Annotated in this window: 14 protein-coding genes; 4 read left to right on the top strand and 10 right to left on the bottom strand. The window is 49.9% G+C overall.

Annotated elements, in window-relative coordinates:
• Nucleotides 1-19 precede the first annotated feature (19 nt).
• From ACN0T0_RS09875 to ACN0T0_RS09865, 3 genes are read left to right on the top strand one after another with little or no spacing between them, the layout of a single operon-like run.
• Nucleotides 20-1,003, top strand: a complete 984-nt coding sequence (locus tag ACN0T0_RS09875; RefSeq protein ID WP_417225576.1) for a YVTN family beta-propeller repeat protein — start codon at nucleotides 20-22, stop codon at nucleotides 1,001-1,003.
• 12 nt (nucleotides 1,004-1,015) lie between these two features.
• A complete protein-coding gene (locus ACN0T0_RS09870) occupies nucleotides 1,016-1,741 on the top strand; it encodes an ABC transporter ATP-binding protein (protein WP_417225574.1) in 726 nt (241 codons plus the stop codon).
• Nucleotides 1,738-2,529, top strand: a complete 792-nt coding sequence (locus ACN0T0_RS09865) for an ABC transporter permease (protein WP_417225572.1) — start codon at nucleotides 1,738-1,740, stop codon at nucleotides 2,527-2,529. The genes ACN0T0_RS09870 and ACN0T0_RS09865 overlap by 4 nt, the downstream gene beginning before the upstream one ends.
• On the opposite strand, the gene ACN0T0_RS09860 is transcribed toward ACN0T0_RS09865, so the two are convergent.
• Nucleotides 2,489-4,621, bottom strand: a complete 2,133-nt coding sequence (locus ACN0T0_RS09860; protein ID WP_417225570.1) for a cache domain-containing protein — start codon at nucleotides 4,619-4,621, stop codon at nucleotides 2,489-2,491. The genes ACN0T0_RS09865 and ACN0T0_RS09860 overlap by 41 nt on opposite strands.
• Nucleotides 4,622-5,196: 575 nt before the next feature.
• Here ACN0T0_RS09860 and ACN0T0_RS09855 point away from each other — a divergent pair.
• Entirely contained in the window at nucleotides 5,197-5,865 is a 669-nt protein-coding gene (locus ACN0T0_RS09855; RefSeq protein ID WP_417225568.1) for a response regulator, read from the top strand.
• Between the two features lie 132 nt (nucleotides 5,866-5,997).
• Here ACN0T0_RS09855 and ACN0T0_RS09850 read toward each other — a convergent pair whose 3' ends face one another.
• The 9 genes from ACN0T0_RS09850 to ACN0T0_RS09810 form a co-directional block, all read right to left on the bottom strand.
• Nucleotides 5,998-8,595 carry a NahK/ErcS family hybrid sensor histidine kinase/response regulator gene (locus ACN0T0_RS09850; protein ID WP_417225566.1) on the bottom strand — a complete coding sequence of 866 codons (2,598 nt, stop codon included), beginning with the start codon at nucleotides 8,593-8,595 and terminating at the stop codon, nucleotides 5,998-6,000.
• A complete protein-coding gene (gene nosP, locus ACN0T0_RS09845; protein WP_417225565.1) occupies nucleotides 8,592-9,740 on the bottom strand; it encodes a nitric oxide-sensing protein NosP in 1,149 nt (382 codons plus the stop codon). The genes ACN0T0_RS09850 and nosP overlap by 4 nt, the downstream gene beginning before the upstream one ends.
• Before the next feature lie 239 nt (nucleotides 9,741-9,979).
• Complete coding sequence (locus ACN0T0_RS09840; RefSeq protein ID WP_417225563.1) at nucleotides 9,980-11,095, bottom strand: porin; 1,116 nt, start codon at nucleotides 11,093-11,095, stop codon at nucleotides 9,980-9,982.
• Between the two features lie 450 nt (nucleotides 11,096-11,545).
• Nucleotides 11,546-13,336 carry a methyl-accepting chemotaxis protein gene (locus ACN0T0_RS09835; RefSeq protein ID WP_417225561.1) on the bottom strand — a complete coding sequence of 597 codons (1,791 nt, stop codon included), beginning with the start codon at nucleotides 13,334-13,336 and terminating at the stop codon, nucleotides 11,546-11,548.
• Nucleotides 13,337-13,540: 204 nt separating this feature from the next.
• Entirely contained in the window at nucleotides 13,541-14,293 is a 753-nt protein-coding gene (locus ACN0T0_RS09830; protein WP_417225559.1) for a M48 family metallopeptidase, read from the bottom strand.
• Nucleotides 14,294-14,349: 56 nt separating this feature from the next.
• The gene (locus tag ACN0T0_RS09825; RefSeq protein ID WP_417225557.1) at nucleotides 14,350-16,350 is read right to left on the bottom strand and encodes a transglutaminase TgpA family protein; all 2,001 of its coding nucleotides are present in this window, start codon (nucleotides 16,348-16,350) and stop codon (nucleotides 14,350-14,352) included.
• Nucleotides 16,347-17,372 carry a DUF58 domain-containing protein gene (locus ACN0T0_RS09820; RefSeq protein WP_417225556.1) on the bottom strand — a complete coding sequence of 342 codons (1,026 nt, stop codon included), beginning with the start codon at nucleotides 17,370-17,372 and terminating at the stop codon, nucleotides 16,347-16,349. The genes ACN0T0_RS09825 and ACN0T0_RS09820 overlap by 4 nt, the downstream gene beginning before the upstream one ends.
• A 22-nt stretch (nucleotides 17,373-17,394) precedes the next feature.
• Entirely contained in the window at nucleotides 17,395-18,315 is a 921-nt protein-coding gene (locus tag ACN0T0_RS09815; RefSeq protein ID WP_417225554.1) for an AAA family ATPase, read from the bottom strand.
• Between the two features lie 277 nt (nucleotides 18,316-18,592).
• Nucleotides 18,593-19,075 carry an FKBP-type peptidyl-prolyl cis-trans isomerase gene (locus ACN0T0_RS09810; protein ID WP_417225552.1) on the bottom strand — a complete coding sequence of 161 codons (483 nt, stop codon included), beginning with the start codon at nucleotides 19,073-19,075 and terminating at the stop codon, nucleotides 18,593-18,595.
• Between the last annotated feature and the right edge of the window lie 40 nt (nucleotides 19,076-19,115).

Below are 19,115 nucleotides of genomic sequence, written 5' to 3'. Positions count from 1 at the left end.
TAACAACAGGACTTGTTCTATGAAACCGTTAACTAAACTCCTCCCGCCACTGACCCTTAGCTTGCTGAGCGCGGCCCTGCTCTGTAATCAGGTGAGCGCCGAAACGGCCTATGTCTCAAATGAAAAAGATGACACTCTGTCGGTGATTGATCTGGATAGCATGAGCGTTATTGAGACTATCGATGTCGGTGAACGCCCCCGCGGTATCACCTTCAACCATGACCGCACCAAGCTATATATCTGTGCCAGTGACTCCGACACCGTACAGGTAATGGATCTGAATGATCACAGCATTATTGCCCAACTCCCCTCCGGCGAAGACCCCGAACAGTTCGCGCTGCACCCGGATGACCATCACCTCTACATCGCCAACGAAGATGATGCGCTGGTAACCGTGGTCGATACCGAAAGCCAAGCAGTCATTACCCAGATCGATGTCGGCGTAGAACCGGAAGGTATGGCGGTTAGCCCCGATGGTAAATGGGCATTAAGCACCAGCGAAACCACCAACATGGTGCACTGGATCGATACCGCCACCCATGAGTTAGTCGATAATACGCTGGTCGATCAACGCCCTCGTCATGTCGAATTTAATAAAGATGGCAGCATCGTCTGGGTGTCTTCTGAAATCGGCGGCACCGTGTCGATTATTGATGTCGACAGCCGCCAAATAAGCCGTAAGCTCAACTTTAAAATCCGCGGTATTCACCCGGATAAGATTCAACCGGTGGGGGTCAAGCTAACCGATGATGGCCGCTATGCGTTTATTGCCCTCGGGCCTGCCAACCATGTTGCGGTCGTTGATGCGAAAACCTACGAAGTACTCGATTATCTACTCGTTGGTCGCCGTGTCTGGCATATGGACTTCAACAGCAAGCAAAACCTGCTGTTAACCACCAACGGTATCAGTGGTGATGTTTCCGTTATCGACATCGATAAGATGAAGGTTATTAAATCCATTAAAGTGGGTCGTTACCCTTGGGGAATCCGGATCAAGCCCTGATCCGCAGACATCATGAGTATCGAAATCTGCAATCTCAGTTTCAGTTACGGCGCCCTGAATGCACTACAGGAGATTAACCTGTCGCTAAAAGATGGGCGTTTTAACGCCCTATTGGGTCCTAACGGGGCAGGCAAAAGCACTCTGTTTGCCCTACTGACACGGCTATACGCCTTGCAAAGCGGTGACATTCGCATCGCCGGCCATAGCATCGCCCAGCATCCGGCTCAGGTGATGCGCAAACTCGGGGTGGTATTTCAGCAAAGCACCCTAGACCTCGATCTAACAGTGGCGCAAAACCTTTACTATCATGCCGCGCTGCACGGCCTGTCTAAACGCCAGGCGCTACCGCGAATTACCGACGAACTGGCTCGATTTGATCTGACTGAACGATTGCACGACAAGGTGCGCAGCTTAAACGGTGGCCATCGCCGCCGGGTCGAGATCGCCAGGGTTTTATTACACAAACCAGACATTCTATTACTGGATGAACCCAGCGTCGGCCTAGATCCCGCCACCCGGGAATCCCTTAATCAACACATCAGGACGCTGTGCCAAACACAGCAACTCACCGCCCTCTGGGCCACCCATCTGATGGAAGAGATACAGCACGATGACCCGGTTACCATTCTCTTTCGAGGGCGAGTACTGGCCAGCGATACCGCCGAGCAATTGTGTCAACAGCATCAGTGCGCCGATATCAGCAGCCTATTCCGCACGCTTACAGGAGCCAACGAATGACTTTTCGTGATGCGTTTATCTGCTTTAACGGTTTACTGCAACGGGAACTGCTGCGCTTTGTACAACAACGCTCACGCTTCTTTAGCGCCCTCGTCCGGCCACTGCTATGGCTCGTAGTGTTTGCCTCGGGTTTTCGTGCTGCACTAGGCATCGCTATTATTGCCCCGTATGAAACCTACATCACCTATGAGGTGTATATCGTGCCGGGCTTATGCGCCATGATTATTTTATTTAACGGGATGCAGAGTTCTCTATCGATGGTCTATGACCGTGAAATGGGCAGTATGCGGGTCTTATTAGTCAGCCCGATGCCACGCCCTTTTCTCTTACTAGCGAAACTGATGGCCACCTCGCTGATCTCGCTGCTACAGGTGTATGGATTTCTGCTGATTGCCTGGTTCTGGGGAGTTGAAGCGCCACTGTGGGGTTATTTTACCGCGCTGCCAGCGTTTCTCTTAGTGGCCATGATGCTCAGCGCAATTGGCTTATTTATCTCTGCTCGCATCAAGCAATTGGAAAACTTCGCTGGGGTGATGAACTTCGTTATCTTTCCGATGTTTTTCCTTTCCTCTGCACTCTACCCATTGTGGAAGATGCGGGAAGCCAGTGAGTGGCTGTATTGGATCTGTGCCTGGAACCCCTTCAGTCACGGTGTTGAATTGATCCGCTTCGCCCTCTATCAACAGGGGAACAGCCAAGCGTTAGTGATCGTATCGCTGGTAACACTGGTGGCCTCGGTGCTGGCCGTTAAGGGGTTTCAGCCTCAACAGGGGATGGGTAAACGGTAGCGCTGAGGGCTTCATCATGAAAACAGGCACATCCGCGCCCCTCTCGCTTCGCCCTATAGAGTGCCTGATCCGCATTCTTCATCAAGCTATAGGCATCATCACCCTGTTCACTCACAGCGATTCCCATACTGCAACTGATATCAATATCGATGCTCGTCAGGCGCAACGGCTTAATTAATTCATTCAGTAGGCGCCGACACAGTGGCAGCAACTGCTGCGCCCCTTCGCCACCCGTTTCAAACTTAACAATCAAAATAAATTCATCGCCGCCGACTCGACAGGGTAGATCCGACTCCCGCAGACAACTATTCAAACGTCTGGCCACCTCGATCAACAGAGAGTCGCCAATATCGTGCCCATAACAATCATTGATCGCTTTAAAATGATCCAAATCGATAAAAAACAGGGCAATACCGAGGGCCTGATAGCGGTTTTGTGCCGCCAGATCATGATTGAGACAGTCCATTAATGTGCGACGATTTGCCAAGCCGGTTAACGGATCCGTTTCAGCCAAGTAGCGTAATCTATTCTCCAAATCTTTAAGGTGGGTAATATCATAAAAAGTGGCGATATAGTTTTGTACCTCACCATTGCTGTACTTATTCTCAGTAATCGATAACCACTCAGGATAAACCACCCCATCCTTACGCTTACTCCAAACCTCGCCTCGCCAGACGCCCTCGGTATTCAAGTGGTGCCACATCTCTCGATAAAAGCTTTCATCATGCCGCCCCGATGATAACACCGCCGGAGTCTTCCCAAGCACTTCATCGGAACGGTAACCGGTGATCCGCGTGAAGGCCGCGTTCACCTGTACAATACGGTTATCGGCATCACACACAATGACCCCTTCATAAGCCGATTCCACAATCAAAGCGTTGAGCTTTAAGGAGTCCGCAACTTCCTGTAACTCATTATTTTGCCGAGTGATATCATCTTCATAATGCTTAAAGCGGGTCTTCAGCCAACGGCTGTAAGTCCAAGTAATCAGTAACGCAAGCAAGCCAATAATAGACAGCGCTACCATCTGATGCAGTCGATCCTTTTGAATCTCATTATTGAGCTCTCGCTCTTGCGATGAAAACAGCTCATTCATTTCATCATGATAAATACCCGCAACCAGAATCCAGCTACGGTTGCGAATAGGCTCAACCATCGACAAACGCAAACTTGGGCCTTCCTTACCCGCTTGATACCAATCGTAAGAGAGTAGCCCTCCGCCCTCACGCGCGGTTTCAATGACCTGCAAAGCACCTTGACGGATTAACGGATCTGGGTCCTTGAGATAGTTAAGCCCTTCCCGGTCGGGCGTCGCACCACTGGCCAGTAACCGGCCATCACGATGCAGTAGCGCAATATAGCCGGTACGGCCAAAATGAATATTGCGAATAAAGTTATAAATTTGCGGTTTGAGTTCGTTTTCAAAACGATAAAAATAATCCCCGGTACCAACGATCCAGTTATAGGGCTCAAAGACCCGCACATGGGCCACTTTATCCCGCATAACCGTATCATTCCCCGGCGCATACCAACGGTAATGAGAAAAACCTGCGCGCTGAGGGTTAGAAACCGCTTGAATCAGGCCCTGCATAATGGCGTGTCGATTATCATCTCGGTAACCCATGGCCGAGGTGCCTTCTTGCTGAGGATCTGTTGGCAATAGCAGCAAGGTGCCATCCATATCATCGATAAAGAAATACCCACGCCCATCAAAAAAGCGGATATCCCGAAGTGACTCAATCAACATGGCCTTCATCTCAGCTTCACTCAACTGTTGATGATAACGTTGATAGAGTGTGTTCATCAGCGTCAGCGCCTGCTGGGTCTGACTGCTGGTCTGTCGTTCAAGTAACTCGGAGGCCTCAGCAAACATCTGGTCGATCATATAGCGGGCATCCGCCAATTCAGATTCTAAGCGGCTATGCTGCTCTTCAATCATTTTCTCACGCAGCAACCCCAGCTGATGCTGGTAACGTGACTGCGTGTTGAAGTAAAAATAAACCGTTTGGGTCGCCAACAGCAGGATAATAATAAAGGTCGCCCCCCATAAAAGCTGAGTGGGCAACCGAGTTGAGTCTTTAATTTTGTTCACGCCTCAGATCCATTACATCACTCCAGCCACTTTGCTCTGTCTCTTACAGTTTGGGTGCAATATTCCAATATATCGAGTAAAAGGTTGGTTTTATAGTTAAAAAAACCGCTTTAATCGATTCTAAATCACTATTATTGACCTGAATCATAGCATAGATAGGCCCGGTAAATATTTGCAGAGCAACCACAAAAGCAGTACTTTAGTACTGGTTTTTTGAGCGTATAGTCCAATACCCATTCCCCCCGACTACAGGTGTAATGGTATCAGAGATAGTGTATACGGATTGATGATAGCGCAGACATCAACTAGCGCTGTGATATCAACCTCTATGTTGCCAATGTCGCTCAATAATGATTGCCGTCGTAATACACCTCTGGCATAGCGAAGATGAAATCAAGCAGCATAAAGCATTGTTTAAAAGGGATTTTTATAGCATTAACACGCAGACCGAACACCATCAAGGTGTCGGGATGCCAATGTAGTACGCTGTGGTAGGAAACCCAGTCCCATTACAGAATAATTATAATGGACACTTAAACACTGCTAACACGGCAGCCGTCCAACGGGAGAATGAAGTGTATAAAATTTTAATTGCCGACGACCATCCGCTGTTCCGCGAAGCGATCTGTGGCGTAATAGCCAATGGTTTTCCGGGCTGTGAAACCCTCGAAACCGAAGACCTAGATAGCGCACTTAAAATCGCCGCACAAGAAGATGATCTTGATTTAATTCTGTTGGATCTGAATATGCCCGGCATGAACGGCCTCAACGGTTTAATCAGCCTACGCAATGACTCGCCCACCATCCCAGTAGTCATTGTCTCTGCCGAACAGGATAAACAGATTGTACTCCAGGCGATTACTTACGGTGCCGTTGGTTTCATTACCAAATCATCTCCGCGGGAGCAGATGACCGATGCATTGCAGCAGATCCTCAATGGGAATGTCTATTTGCCCTCGGATATTATCCGTTCAGAAAAACCCCGCAGCACCATTCAACGTCGCCACGATGACAGCCAGATCCCGCCAGAGATGCTCTCCTCGCTGACCCGGCGGCAATTATTGGTACTTGAACGCATGAGCGAAGGTGAATCCAATAAACAGATCGCTTATAACCTAAATATTGCGGAAACCACCGTGAAAGCACATGTCAGCGCTATTTTGAGAAAACTTGGCGTTCACAACCGGATTCAAGCGGTGCTGTCGGCGGGTAATATTGATTTTAACCAATACCTAAAACGCTAGCTCTAGCGTCGCAATCATATATCCTGAGCCTCACCGGCGTACTGAACGCCGGCGGCTTCGCTCATGGTTATGTAACACGTCTAATAGGCAACCCCAGCTAACAAGGTCTCGCACCTCGACCAAGCCTCTGCGTTATTCAAGTAGATGATTAAGGGTCATTTTCAACTTCATCGGCTTCACCGGCTTATTGATTAATAAATAGCCCTGCTCACGCACGATCTGCTTCAGCTCATTAGTGTAATTAGCGGTGATCATAATCACCGGAATCGGGTAATCGAGTCGTTTATTAAAGTGAATCGCTGCTTCTAAACCATTTTCATCGTTATCCAGATGATAATCCGCAATCAAAATGCTCGGTGCCTGATGATGCTCCAACAGTGACATCAACTGCGACTCGCCCTGCACGGTTTCGACCCGGCAGCCCCAGCCTTCCAGTAAGATGCGCATACCACGACAAATTGCCGGATCATTATCAATCAGCCAGATCGACTCCCCTGCTAACTGATCCGCAACGGTGAACTGATGCTCCTCTTTGGTTTCTTCCGGGAACTGATCAGCACGGGCCAAAGGCACTTCGACTGAGAACATAGAGCCTTTACCCGGTACCGAGCTGACACTGATCTGATGGCCCAACATCCGTGAAATTTTATCGACGATCGCTAAACCTAACCCCAACCCTTTGTCATTCACCGCTGGGCTGCCATGCAAACGTTTAAACTCGAGGAAAATATCACCTAGTTTATCTTCCGGTATGCCTAAGCCGGTATCCCACACTTCGATCACCAAACTACTGCGCTTACGTCGACAGCCGAGCAGCACCGTGCCGGTATCGGTATAACGGATCGCATTGGTGAGGAAGTTACGCAGAATACGGGCTAACAACTGCGAATCGGAGCAGATCACCGCACTACTGGGCACATAGCGCAGCTTCAGTAATTCACTGCCCGCCACCTGCTGAAACTCATTGGCGATATTATTCAGCAAACCGCTGGCCGGAAACACGGTGACATCAGGCTCGATAACACCAGCATCCAACTTGGAAATATCCACAAGAGTGCTGAGCAACGATTCAACATCATCTAATGAGCTACCCACCGAATCAATCAGATGGCGCTCACTTTGCACCGCCGGTTTCTCTTGTAACGCACTAGTAAACAAACGCGCGGCATTCAGCGGCTGCAACAGATCATGGCTCACCGCCGCTAAAAACTTAGTCTTAGACAGGTTAGCTTGCTCAGCATGTTTACTGGCTTCCAGTAACCGGCCTTCCACCTGCTTACGCTCGGTAATCTCCTGCCATAACTGATCGTTCAGCTTGGTCAGCTCAGAGGTTCGCTCAATCACCCGCTGCTCCATGGTCTGATAGGCTTCCTGCAGCGCATAGGCGGTTTTACGTCGTTCCGTAATATCTCGAATCAGCACAAAAAAGCCCACCGCACGGCCCTCGGAATCGAGGTTCGGTACATAGGCTTTGAGCATGTAACGGGGGCCACCCTGGGGGTCTTTCTCTTCTATTTCAAAGGTCACACTTTCCCCGGAAAGAGCCCTATCAGTATAAGGTTTGAGCTTAACAAATTGATCATTACCATGAATCATAGCGATAGTCTTACCGGTGAGCGCTTCCCGCGACCAACCATACCAATCCTCATAGACTTTATTGGTAAATTGGAAGCGTAAATCCCCCCCGACATAAGCAATCAGCGCCGGCACATGGTCGGTGATTAAACGGATCCACTGCTCGCTCTCACGCAGCGTCTCGGCGTACTGATGCCGTTCGGTAATATCGGTATAGGTATTAACAAAACCGCCCTCCTGAATCGGGTGAGAGCGAATCTCGATCACCTGACCATTCGCTAAGCTTTGCTCCAACTCGATGGTTCCGCCTGACCGATGTTGGTGGCTAAACGGCGTGAGTAGCACCAGTTCACAGCGGGCGATCAGGTCTTCAAAAGGCGGCAAGGCATTCAGATCCGCTTCGCTCAAGCCGGAGAGTTCTAAGAAACGCTGATTCCACACCTCCAAACAGCCATCGGCATTGATCAGCACCACCCCCTGTGAAAGGTTGTCGACGGTATTTTGCAACACCCGCGATTTATCCGCCAAGGCCCTCTCACGGCGGGCGGTTTCATTATGTTTAAGCTCGGTAATATCGGTATACAAGATAACCAGACCGCCATCCAGCGTGGGCCGTTCACTGACTTGGAACCAACGGCCATTTTTGAGCCGATAAAATACCGAGTTATCGGTTTCATCGCCACGAAACTCCTCTTCGATCAGACCATGTTGATCGGCCAAACGACGAATATCCTGAATCCCCAGCCCCTCTTCAATCGAAACCCCGGTACCGGCCCAGACCGATTCAAATTTACTGTTGTACAGGACGATACGACGCTCACTATCAAATAACACGAAGGCATCAGAGATACTTTCAATACCATCGATCAACCGCTGATGCGCCACTTCCGCTTGCTGTTTAGCCTGACTCAGAGCGATATTGCTGGTCTTAATATCCCCAAGGGCAACATTCAATGCAGCGGTTCTCTCACGTACCTGCTCGGCTAACACCACCGAGTGTTCAAATGCAGCATAGGGATCGGTTCGGGTGGTGGCACTCACCTCGACCCGCTCGATTAAAACCCGGTTAATCTTCTGTAATTTGCGGTTTTCGCGCTCTAACGTCTCAACCCGTAGCGCCAACTCTGACTGCAATTCGCTCTCGACTTGGTTCATGCTTTTCTCCCGATCGCGACACCGGTAAAGCTCTGATTTACATGCATACCGTCGATCTGCTCGCCGTAGGTATTAAAGCCGACCACCCGATGATCGCGCAGTAAGTCAGACACCTGCTCACTCTGGCCACGTATCTGCGCCTCTAAGCGGCGTAAGAAGCAATCACACCCGAGTGTCACTATATGCGCGCCAAAGGCGGACTCTATCTGCGTCAACTGTTGATCAAGCCGGGACATCAGCTCCCCCGGCTCCATCAGCGTTAACACAATACCGTTCTCAACCGCACAGTAAAACGTCAAACTGAGATCAGCATTAACACTCTGGATCGAACGGACAAAGTACTCTTTACCAATCCGTACCGCGATCGGGTTGAGGGCAAACACTTCATGGTTGAGCTGTTCGAGTGGCACCCCAACTACCCGGGCATATTCGAGCGCTGCGGGCTCCGCATTCAACTCCAATACGCGCCGCTGTTCACTATCGGCCTCGGTCACCACCAGCTTACTGTCACGGCTTTCCATATGATGACCACTGAAAACCTGAAAGTCGCAGCGAGTATTGACTAAAATAATCACCGCCGCGTCGGTATAAAAAGCACCATCAAAATACACATGGGTGTTAGCTAGACAGATATCATCGCCGGCAGAGCCGCCAAAATGAGGAATACTGCCAAGGGCCGAGTCGAGTGTAACCAACACCCGCTCCTCTTGCGTCGACAAACCATCGAACAGGGTCAGGGCAAAGCTGTGATCTTTAATGGGGGCAACCTGTTGTTCGAGGCACTTTTCAGAAAGTCGCTCGACAAGGGTCTGGGCATCATTGAAATTAAACTGATCGAGATTTTCAATTAATTGGCCACTGACGGCAAACACATCACGGGAGAAACCAATGGCGGAGATACTCCCCTGATCATAGCCCTTGGCGGTAATCTCACCTGCCGTGGTACAGCCGGCCACCAGTATGCCATCGAAGCGCTGCTGCAAAATACTCGCGAGTCGATCTAGCTGATATTCGGCAGAACAGAAGAACACCACAAAGTGAAGGTCGGGCCAGATGAGTTGTTCATATAATTGATCAACGGCTTGCTGTTCATCTCGCGCCGTCGAAAATGCTGTGCGTAATTCTGGCTGGCAAATATTTTCCAATGATCCATTCCTCACACCCGTCACCCCCGACAGTTTAAAAAGATCTTTAAGTCTAAAAGGGAAGCACTATTGAAAACAGTGTACTTGAGTACCTGAATAATAATAGAAAACGAGACAAAAAAACTAACACATTGTTTTTAAAACATATTCGTTTTTAGAAATAGGCACTAAAGTAGTAAAAGGCACCCTAGCGAACAGAGGAAGGGGTTGTCCGTCAGGGTGCCAGTGCCGTTAGGCGATTACCAGCTCAGGGTTGCACCCAGTGCCATGGTATCGGTTTGAGTGGTATCAATTGTACCGTTATCGGTTTTATGTACCGTATATTCAGCCACTAGACTGAGATTATCATTAATTTTATGGAATAACGCCGCACCGGTTAGACTGTTCTGAGTCGTTACGGAGCTGCCGGCAGCGGTATCTTCGGTCTGTCCATAAGACAACACCACCCGGTTCGCATTAAAGGCATATGAACCTTGGATCAGATAACCGTCAGATTCAGCACTGTTGACCAGCGTATTGCTGGCGAAGACACTGCTAATACCCTCTTGATTAAACCCAGAAGCACTCAGGGCAAAACCAGCGACACCGACCCGAGCACCATAGGAGATACCGTTGGCATCAACCCCAGCGGTGGCCGAATCACCGATCGCACCACCCAGCCAAGCTTTTACGGTAACGCCGTCATAATCAGCATTGTAGGTCGCTTCCGTTTCAAAACGGGCCGAATTGGTATCATCAGAGGTACCGCCGGTGGTATTCGGATCTAACACCCCAACAGCTACTTGGAAACCGCTCATCACCGGCGTCCGATAGGTAATCTGAGCGGTTGGGTTCGCATAAGGGTAACCGGTGGTGATATTACCGAAGGTTGTATTAGCGGTGGTTTTCGGGGCAAACCCGACGCCCATCAATAGCTCATCACCAAAAATATTGCTGCGGGCATAGAGGCCAAAATCTTTACCGAACAAGACCTGACCAAAGTCGCCATCGACGGTTGCATAGAACTGCCGCACATCGATCATAGAATCTGTTTTCGTGTTATCGCCATCTTGGTTACTATCGTTGATCGATACCCAGAATGAAGAGCGACCTCCAACCGTCAGACCATCCACCTGCTTGGCAACATTAAAACCAATATAGTTGGGTAGAAAACCCATCCGCACCCGTGAGGTCTTGGCGGTGGTTTTAGCCACCTTATCTTCACTATCCTGATAGGTATAAAACGCGTTAAAGTGGCCATCTACAGAAAATGTAGTGCCATCCTGATCGTACAAACTGATTCCGGCCATTGCACTGTTACTGAATGCGACTGCCAAGGCTAACGGCATGCTGCGCCATAGTTTTTTATTATTCATTATGCCCTCTGATTCTTCATCGATAGGTTTGTTGTGTAAGTCAGGTCATTATTCGTGTTTGACTTACCGGGCAATAGAGCACTTTAGCGCCGATCCGATCAGCAATTAGACGCCGCGACTAAACCTCTCTATCGAGGCACACCCAAATAACATAGCGATATAACGCGAAAGTGGCTCATCCTTACGGGGATAGCAGCCACCGCTTAAGTCGGTGCTGCTTTAGTGCTTGTTTCATTAGGCGATACGGCTTAAGTCTCTGATGCTTAAGCAGTGCAAGGGAAAGAGAAAGGATAAAAAGGAAAAGCTATAGAGGAGAGGAAAGTACCGCTAGATAACCGAGACGAGTATTAAAATAGCCCCGGTAAACATTTTTATACAACACAAAAAAGCCCGCAGGCAGGTAGGCTGCGGGCCGATAGGATAACACTGTTCAATCCCGTCGCGATAACCTCAACGGGTTTCAGAATCGAGCAATAATTCCGGGTTGAAGCCCACCGCAAAACAGCCCCAGTGACGGCCATCCACATAAACGGGGAAGGTCAAATCATTCAGCACTTCACCCGTATCCCGCGCAAAGGTTTGTAACAGGAACGGCGCGGTATTAGTGGTTCGACGAATCTCTGCACGATTCCCTTTGAAGAAACGACGGTGACGGCTTTTAACGTTATCGACTTCAAAGTCTCCAGTCAGTGAATCGGACACTTTCAAGTGGTGCGCCGGGGCATAGCCATCTAAACACACGGCTAGTGCATAGATAAACTCGGGCCGTTCAACCAAGTAACCGTCATACATAGGCCGCAGACGTTGCTCAAAGACATCGGCATAGCTGGTATCATACTTCTCAGGCAGCATCCCCTCATTGGTGCGTTGATAGTTGCGGTCAAAGATGTCATAACCCTGACTGTACATCTGCTCCAATGCTTCCTGAATCTGACGCGTCCACTCACGGCCTGTTTGAATAATATTTTCAAAGCTGCCATAGCCGATAATAAAGCGCGATAACAGTTCTTGAGTCTCCTCGGTTGAAGACTCTAATTCAGCGGAGAACAGCCGCGAACGCTCCATCTCATCGCGAATATCGCCACTAATACCCGCAATACGTTCCACATGTGAGTGGGATTCTTGATTGGTATAGGTCAATTCATCGAGGGTTGAGCTAATAGTAGTCAGCTGGCTATTCACACCCTCAAAGTCACTTACCAGACGAATAAACTGCTCGTTAGTATCACTAATAAAGCCTTCAGTATTTCGGGTATATTCAAGGATATTGGCCGAGTTGCTGCGTGTATCGGCAACCAAATCAGCCATCACCGAGATATTCTGATCGATCTCAGAGGTCGCGTTCTGAACTTGTTGCGACAGGTTGCGCACCTCATCGGCGACTACGGCAAAACCTCGGCCTGCTTCACCGGCTCTCGCCGCTTCGATTGAAGCGTTTAGCGCCAACAGGTTGGTTTGATCAGAGAACCTTTTAACCATCGATAAAATTTCAGTGATGGTCTCAGAACTCACACTGAGTTTTTCGACAGTATCTTGAAAGCCTGAGGCCAGTTCAGAAATAATACGTACCTGACCGAGCACCTGTTCCAGCTCATGGCTAGAACTCTTAATCTCATCGAGGTTGTTACGCGTGTATTCCGATATTTTCAGGGTATTACCGGCGACTTCTTGAATCGCGGCAGTCGACTCTTGACTAGACAGCAGCACCTGCTGAGCTTGATCTTCCTGAGCGCTGGTCGACTCATGAACTTCTTGCAACACTTTGGTTAACTGCGTTGCACTCAAGGCAACCTTCACACTGTGATTACGGGACTCAGCAATCATCTTCTTCAAACTACTGGCGAAGCCATTGTAGCTGCTGGCCATCACCGAAATTTCATCATGGGTAAAATCCGGTAACGTGGCTGAAATATCGCCATCTTTATCTTTGATGTTACTCAGAACATCAACCATCATATGGATAGGCAGCAAGAACAGATGCCGCATAAAGAACACGGCAAACAGTGTCGCCAATAGGGAAAACAGTAGAATAATCCAGTTAAACATCTGCAAGCGTTCAAGCTGCGCGATTAACTCAGGATCGTTCGTACTCTGAGAAACCATCTGTTCAAGCCCGCTGAGGCCACTCCAGTTAACGCCAATAAAGAGTAATGACGGAATTAACAGGAAAACTGAGTTCCCGACAATTTTGCGGGTTAGTGAATTAAAAAATTTTCGTTCTACTGCGTCATAAAGCCCCATACTCATCCACTTCTTTATTCTTTATTGTTATTAATCACATTGGCTAGCCACTGTTTTAAATAAAATAACACAGCGTGAACAGTAAAAGACTACCCATTTCATGTATTTAACAAAAATTTATTGCCACGATGGCAACCACTTAATGGCTTACCCCTACCCTGCCAACAGACCAAACACATCCTTAAACAATAGCAAATCCCTACGTTAAGCACCGCGCGACTCAGCCGACTGCTCCACAACGCCACTTGGAGGCCAATGTAGATGCCCCCCTTGATGATCTAACCAAGCTTTAGCCTCTCGGTAATCCGGATAATAGTTTGCCACCACCGACCAAAACGCCGCCGAATGATTCATATGTTGCAGATGACTCAATTCGTGAACAATCACATAATCAATAATATGCACCGGCGCCATCACCAATAACCAATTAAAGCTCACCACCCCTCGGCTATTACAACAACCCCATTTACGCCGATAGCTGCGCACCCGCACCGCTGAGGGTTTAAGGCGCATATGTTCAGACCAAAACAGCACTCGCGTGTGAAAATACTGTAATGCTTGAGCCCGATACCAGCGCTCTATCTGCTCGGTTATCGCCTCTTCCCGAGCCTTGCGAATACGCCCCGATAGCGCTAACTGCAGCTGATCATCACTCACTGTTACCAGTGTTTCTGGCCGGTTAGGTAGTAACTCGAGCGTCAAGCGCTCTCCCAACCACCGCAGCTCACTACCTTGATCGAGCGGCCGCACGGTGACAGCAGCAGGCACTCGCAGGCGCAGTGCTTGCTGACGGGCGTTGATCCAGTCGGTTTTTTCTGCCACTAAGCGATCGATACGGGCACGTGACACTCGAGTCGGCGCTAACACACGCACACTGTCGGGCCGAACTTGAATCTCAATAGTACGCCGGCGCGCACTACGCCGTAGGCTATACTCCGGTAACTTATCGACTAACATGGTGACAGTTTATTACCTCCATTGATTACCTCCGTTTAACATACTGGCTTTGACCATCAGTTTTTTACCAGCAAACGGCAACAACGAGCGACTATACGCTGGAATTGCTGCTGCAGCGCTGGGTTAGCATCACCGGCATAACTAATCCGCTCATAATAATCGGCCAAGGTATCAAACTCGCCTGCCAACGGCGGAAACTCACGCCTCAGCCGGGCAAAAAAGTGTCCCACGGTTTCCCCTTGACGGCGCTGTCGGTCAAACGGGATTAAACGGCTATCCAACCGAGCTAGCGCCTGCAATAACGGATCTTTCTGCTGTCGACGCCGCAATAGACTAAAGGCCACAAACAACATCACCAAAGCACCGGGCAGCAGGATCAGCAACAGCAGTTTAGCCACCGAAAGGTCACCTAACAATCGCTGTAAAACGCCGGACTGACGCTCGTGGAAATTAAGTACCCAGCGATGCCAGTCATAGTTGATCGCCTCATAACGCTGCCTTAACTGCTTTAAAAACACACCACTCAGAAAGCCATTGCGCATTAACATAGCATCTGCCAGAAACGCAGGATCACTGCTAAACAGTTGCGCGGCCGACTGCTCTAGTCGTAAGGGCGCGACCACCGAGGTTGGATCAAGCCGGTGCCAACTGGCATCCTGTTGATTCCAATATTCTAACCACGCATGCGCTTCGTATTGGCGCACTGTTAAGGCACCATCTTGAGGGTTTAATTCGCCGCCTAAATAGCCGCCGACCACCCGGGCAGGAATACCCGCCGCGCGCAACAACACCACCCCGGCGCTAGCGAAATGGCCACAGAAACCTTGCCGACTCTGAAACAGAAATTGATCGACCGGATCACGCTGTTGCAACAGAGGTGGCTCCAGTGTGTAACGAAAATTGCTTGCGAAGAAAGTCATCATTTGCCCTGTAAATGCTTCAACCGTCGGGTATTGTGCCGCCCACTGCTGTGCCAGTTGTCGGGTTTGGTTATTTATCTGGGGCGGTAGCTGTCGATAATGATTTAATTCGGTGGCCGACAGTGGTTGCCGGGTAGCACCACTCAGTGATTCTAGCTCATATTGGCTACGCTGCATTAATGGCTGCGCCGCCTGCAATGTCAGATCATCAATTTGCCGCAGGTTCGCCGGGTACGTCACCGGCGTATCTAGGCCATAACGCCAACGCTGCCCTGTCGCCTCCATCACCACCTGATAGCGATAGCGTTGCGCGCCCGTTGACTGATAGGTAAGACGTTCATACGTGTCAGTAGCACTCGCTTGTGCCTCTAACCGGGCTGACCGACGCCAACGTCGACCATCAAACTGATCATAGGTTAATCCCCGCCAATAACGCTGAGGTTCCGGCGGTAATGGCCCGGAAAAACTCGCACGAAAGGCGATATCCGCGGATCGCGTCAACCGGCTAACATCCCCCGGCGACATGGCATCCGATAGTCCGGTAAAGGCTTGCCCCGAATTCATATCCACCTGCCAAAGCGGCCCTATGCGAGGGAAGATTAAAAATAGAATAACCATCATCGGCAATGCTTGTAGGTATAACACGGCTGAGCGCTTTAACGGCCGCCAAATATCATTATTTTGCTGGCTACGGTACACCGTATTAAGGCAGGCGGTCACCACGATCAGCGATAATACGCCATACAACGCCATCGGAATCGACTGATAAAAAAGGAAGCTGCAAACGATTAGCAGTAATGCCACATAGAGCATCACTAAAGCATCGCGACGGTGATACATTTCCGTCAGTTTAAGCAGGAAGGCGGCCATCAACAAGCTCACCGTCACCACCATCACCGAACTAGAGCGTAGCTCAGCCAGCAAACCGGCCAACACCAGCAACATCAAGACCAACCGCACGCTCCAGTGGGGAAAGTTCCAACGTCCCTTATGCACCATCAACCGCCAACCGACGGCCAACATAGCCAATAAAAACAACCAAATGGGGACAACACTAACAAAGGGTGCCATCACCATCAGAATACTGACCAACAACCACAGCATACTGCTGCGGGTAAGCTGAAAGACCGGTTTCATTGTCCGCCCTCCTCTACCCGGCCTTGAACACTCTGATCTTGCCCCAACCGCTCATCCAAACCAAAGCAGGCCAGCGCTTCTAACACCCGTATACGGTGGGACTCGCCCCGATCGGGATTTATCCGTACTTCCGGTAGGATCAAACCATACTCTTCACCACGATGATGCAGTTGCAGTACCCACCAGGTTAACCGTGATAGCCGGGCTTCTGTGCTCAACTCTGGCCAAAGCTGCCAACTGAGCCAGCGCCGGTTATCACTGAAATCAACGTATTGCTTAGCATGCATCCCCTGACCACGAGCATAATTTTTCCATGCCACTCGTTTCAACGACATACCGGGCTGATAAGTTTCCAGTCCAGCAAACTCTTCACCACCGGGACGCTCTCCCTGATGCGCTAAGGTTTGATCGCCCTCGTCGACCCTACTCAGATCGGCTAACTGACCACCGGCCAGCGGACGGGGGTATACCAGCGCGGTAAGATCCACCTGCACCCAGGTCCAAGCCCGAAACAAACCCAATGGGTAGAAGGTTTCGATCAACAGCGCATCCGGCTGAAACCGCCCCCGCCGAGACGGCGTCTGATACAACGTTAAAGTCACGGGCTGATCATCTAATAGATCGACAGCTCCGCCCTCAGCACCGGCTAAAGCCAACTGGATGCTCTCGTACTGTCGTCCACTGTGCGCACTGAGCTGTAAATCGAATGCTGCTGGCTCGCCAACAAAACAGGGATGCCCGCGCACAAACTGAATGGTCAAACCCGACAAGTTGGCATAGGTATGCAGAATGGTCACGATAAACAAGCTGCCTAATAGAAAGGTGACCGCAAACATCAAATTATTCTGAAAGTTAATGCCTAGCACCAACATCACTAACAACAGAAGTAAAAACACTCCGCCACTGCGTGACGGCACAATATAGATACGCCGTTGACTCAGTGTCAGTTGTTTTAACCGGGGGCTGCGACGCAGGCTCCAGCTAAGCATCGCACGGCCTAAACGCTGTTTTATCGATTCCATCGTCGCCCCTCAGGCTAGCGCTTCACGCCACCACATCAACACGACTCAATAACTGTTGAACCAAACCGTTGGCGCCTAATCCACCCAGATCTTCAGCCGCGCGCAAACGGTGACCTGTGACTGGCCCCAGCAACTGCTGTAAATCTTCAGGAATAACATAATCACGCCCCTGAATATAAGCCCAGCTTCGACATGCCCGTAACAGTGCCAGTGCGCCCCGAGGGGAGATACCAAAACTAAACTCAGGCGCTTGACGGCTATAAGCCACCAGCCGTTGTAGATAATCGATAATACTGTCAGACACCTTAACCCCGGCACAGGCCGCCGTTATCGCTTGCAGTTGCGGCGGCGTAATAACCGTCGCCATGGTTTTGAGTCGCCGTCGTGGATCGCCCCCCTTCAGCAGCTCCCGTTCTGCGCGACTATCGGGATAACCGAGCTCAATCCGCATCAAAAACCGATCGAGCTGTGATTCAGGTAACGGAAAGGTGCCCTGCTGGGTCACCGGATTTTGTGTTGCAATCACAAAAAAAGGCGTGGGTAGTCGATGAGTCTGGCCGTCCAAACTTACCCGTCCCTCCTCCATCGCTTCCAATAAGGCTGACTGGGTTTTCGGCGTCGTCCGATTCACTTCATCGGCAAGCAACAACTGGGTAAACACCGGGCCGGGATGAAACTGAAAGCCATTACTGGACGGGTCGAAAATACTGACCCCGAGAATATCTGCCGGTAACATATCACTGGTGAACTGGAGGCGCTGATAATCTAACCCCAGCACCTTAGCCAACCCGTGGGCTAAGGTAGTTTTGCCCATCCCCGGCAGATCTTCTATTAGCAGATGACCCTCGCTGAAGATACAGGTTAGTGCAAGCTTGATCGCTTCCTGTTTACCATAGAGCACCTGGGATACTTCATTAATGGCCGCTTCTATCTGATCTCGCATCGGGACTCCCCAGCCGTGGTTAACGCATTTGATAACAATATTGAATCCAAGAGCGGCTCAACCACCGACTCCTGCTTCTAGACTAGCAAAAAGAGACTGAGAAATAAGCCTCTGAGATGAAGCTTATAACGGTTACTTAATTTAGATCGGTTATGCATCGCTAACAGCCTAAGCCGCAGGCAATAAAAAAGGCGCTAAGCGCCTTTAAAGTGATCATTATTGAGTGTCTGTGTGGCCCGATTTAGCCCGGCCGAAAAGCCACTCAATCAAAAATCAATTAATGGTGATGACCGCCAGCGCCATGGGCGTGACCGTGCTCCATCTCTTCTTCAGTGGCATCACGTACTTCAACCACATCAACATCAAACTTAAGCGTCTGATCCGCTAACGGGTGGTTGCCATCAACAATGACGTTTTCCTCTGTGACCGCAGTGACAACAACAGGCTGTTGACCCCAAGAGGTTTGCGCCATAAAACGCATACCCACTTCAATGGTATCAACCCCATCAAAAGCGGCGCGCTCAACTTCCTGAATCAATTCAGGGTTCAGTTCGCCGTAACCCTCTTCTGGAGACACTTCAACTTTCACATTATCACCAGCTTTTTTGCCAACCAGTGCTTTTTCAAGACCCGGTACGATATTGCCGGTGCCGTGCAGGTAGGCCAAAGGCTCTGCGCCGACAGAGGAATCCATGACCTCATCATCTAGGTTAGATAGGGTATAGTGAATTAGGACAATCTTTTTGTCGGCTATCTGCATCGTTCAGACCTCAAAAGGTGTAGACATGAACAGCGCTGCT

The sequence above is a fragment of the Amphritea sp. genome, from assembly GCF_048266285.1.
Classification (GTDB): domain Bacteria; phylum Pseudomonadota; class Gammaproteobacteria; order Pseudomonadales; family Balneatricaceae; genus Amphritea.
This window is presented reverse-complemented; position numbering and strand designations above follow the sequence as displayed.

Excerpts from the sequence above, each read along its gene's own strand:
- ACN0T0_RS09870 (WP_417225574.1), top strand. The coding sequence starts at position 1,016 with ATGAGTATCGAAATCTGCAATCTCAGTTTCAGTTACGGCGCCCTGAAT.
- ACN0T0_RS09835 (WP_417225561.1), bottom strand. The coding sequence starts at position 13,336 with ATGGGGCTTTATGACGCAGTAGAACGAAAATTTTTTAATTCACTAACC.
- ACN0T0_RS09875 (WP_417225576.1), top strand. The coding sequence starts at position 20 with ATGAAACCGTTAACTAAACTCCTCCCGCCACTGACCCTTAGCTTGCTG.
- ACN0T0_RS09850 (WP_417225566.1), bottom strand. The coding sequence starts at position 8,595 with ATGAACCAAGTCGAGAGCGAATTGCAGTCAGAGTTGGCGCTACGGGTT.
- ACN0T0_RS09865 (WP_417225572.1), top strand. The coding sequence starts at position 1,738 with ATGACTTTTCGTGATGCGTTTATCTGCTTTAACGGTTTACTGCAACGG.
- ACN0T0_RS09840 (WP_417225563.1), bottom strand. The coding sequence starts at position 11,095 with ATGAATAATAAAAAACTATGGCGCAGCATGCCGTTAGCCTTGGCAGTC.
- ACN0T0_RS09810 (WP_417225552.1), bottom strand. The coding sequence starts at position 19,075 with ATGCAGATAGCCGACAAAAAGATTGTCCTAATTCACTATACCCTATCT.
- ACN0T0_RS09820 (WP_417225556.1), bottom strand. The coding sequence starts at position 17,372 with ATGGAATCGATAAAACAGCGTTTAGGCCGTGCGATGCTTAGCTGGAGC.
- ACN0T0_RS09830 (WP_417225559.1), bottom strand. The coding sequence starts at position 14,293 with ATGTTAGTCGATAAGTTACCGGAGTATAGCCTACGGCGTAGTGCGCGC.
- ACN0T0_RS09825 (WP_417225557.1), bottom strand. The coding sequence starts at position 16,350 with ATGAAACCGGTCTTTCAGCTTACCCGCAGCAGTATGCTGTGGTTGTTG.
- ACN0T0_RS09815 (WP_417225554.1), bottom strand. The coding sequence starts at position 18,315 with ATGCGAGATCAGATAGAAGCGGCCATTAATGAAGTATCCCAGGTGCTC.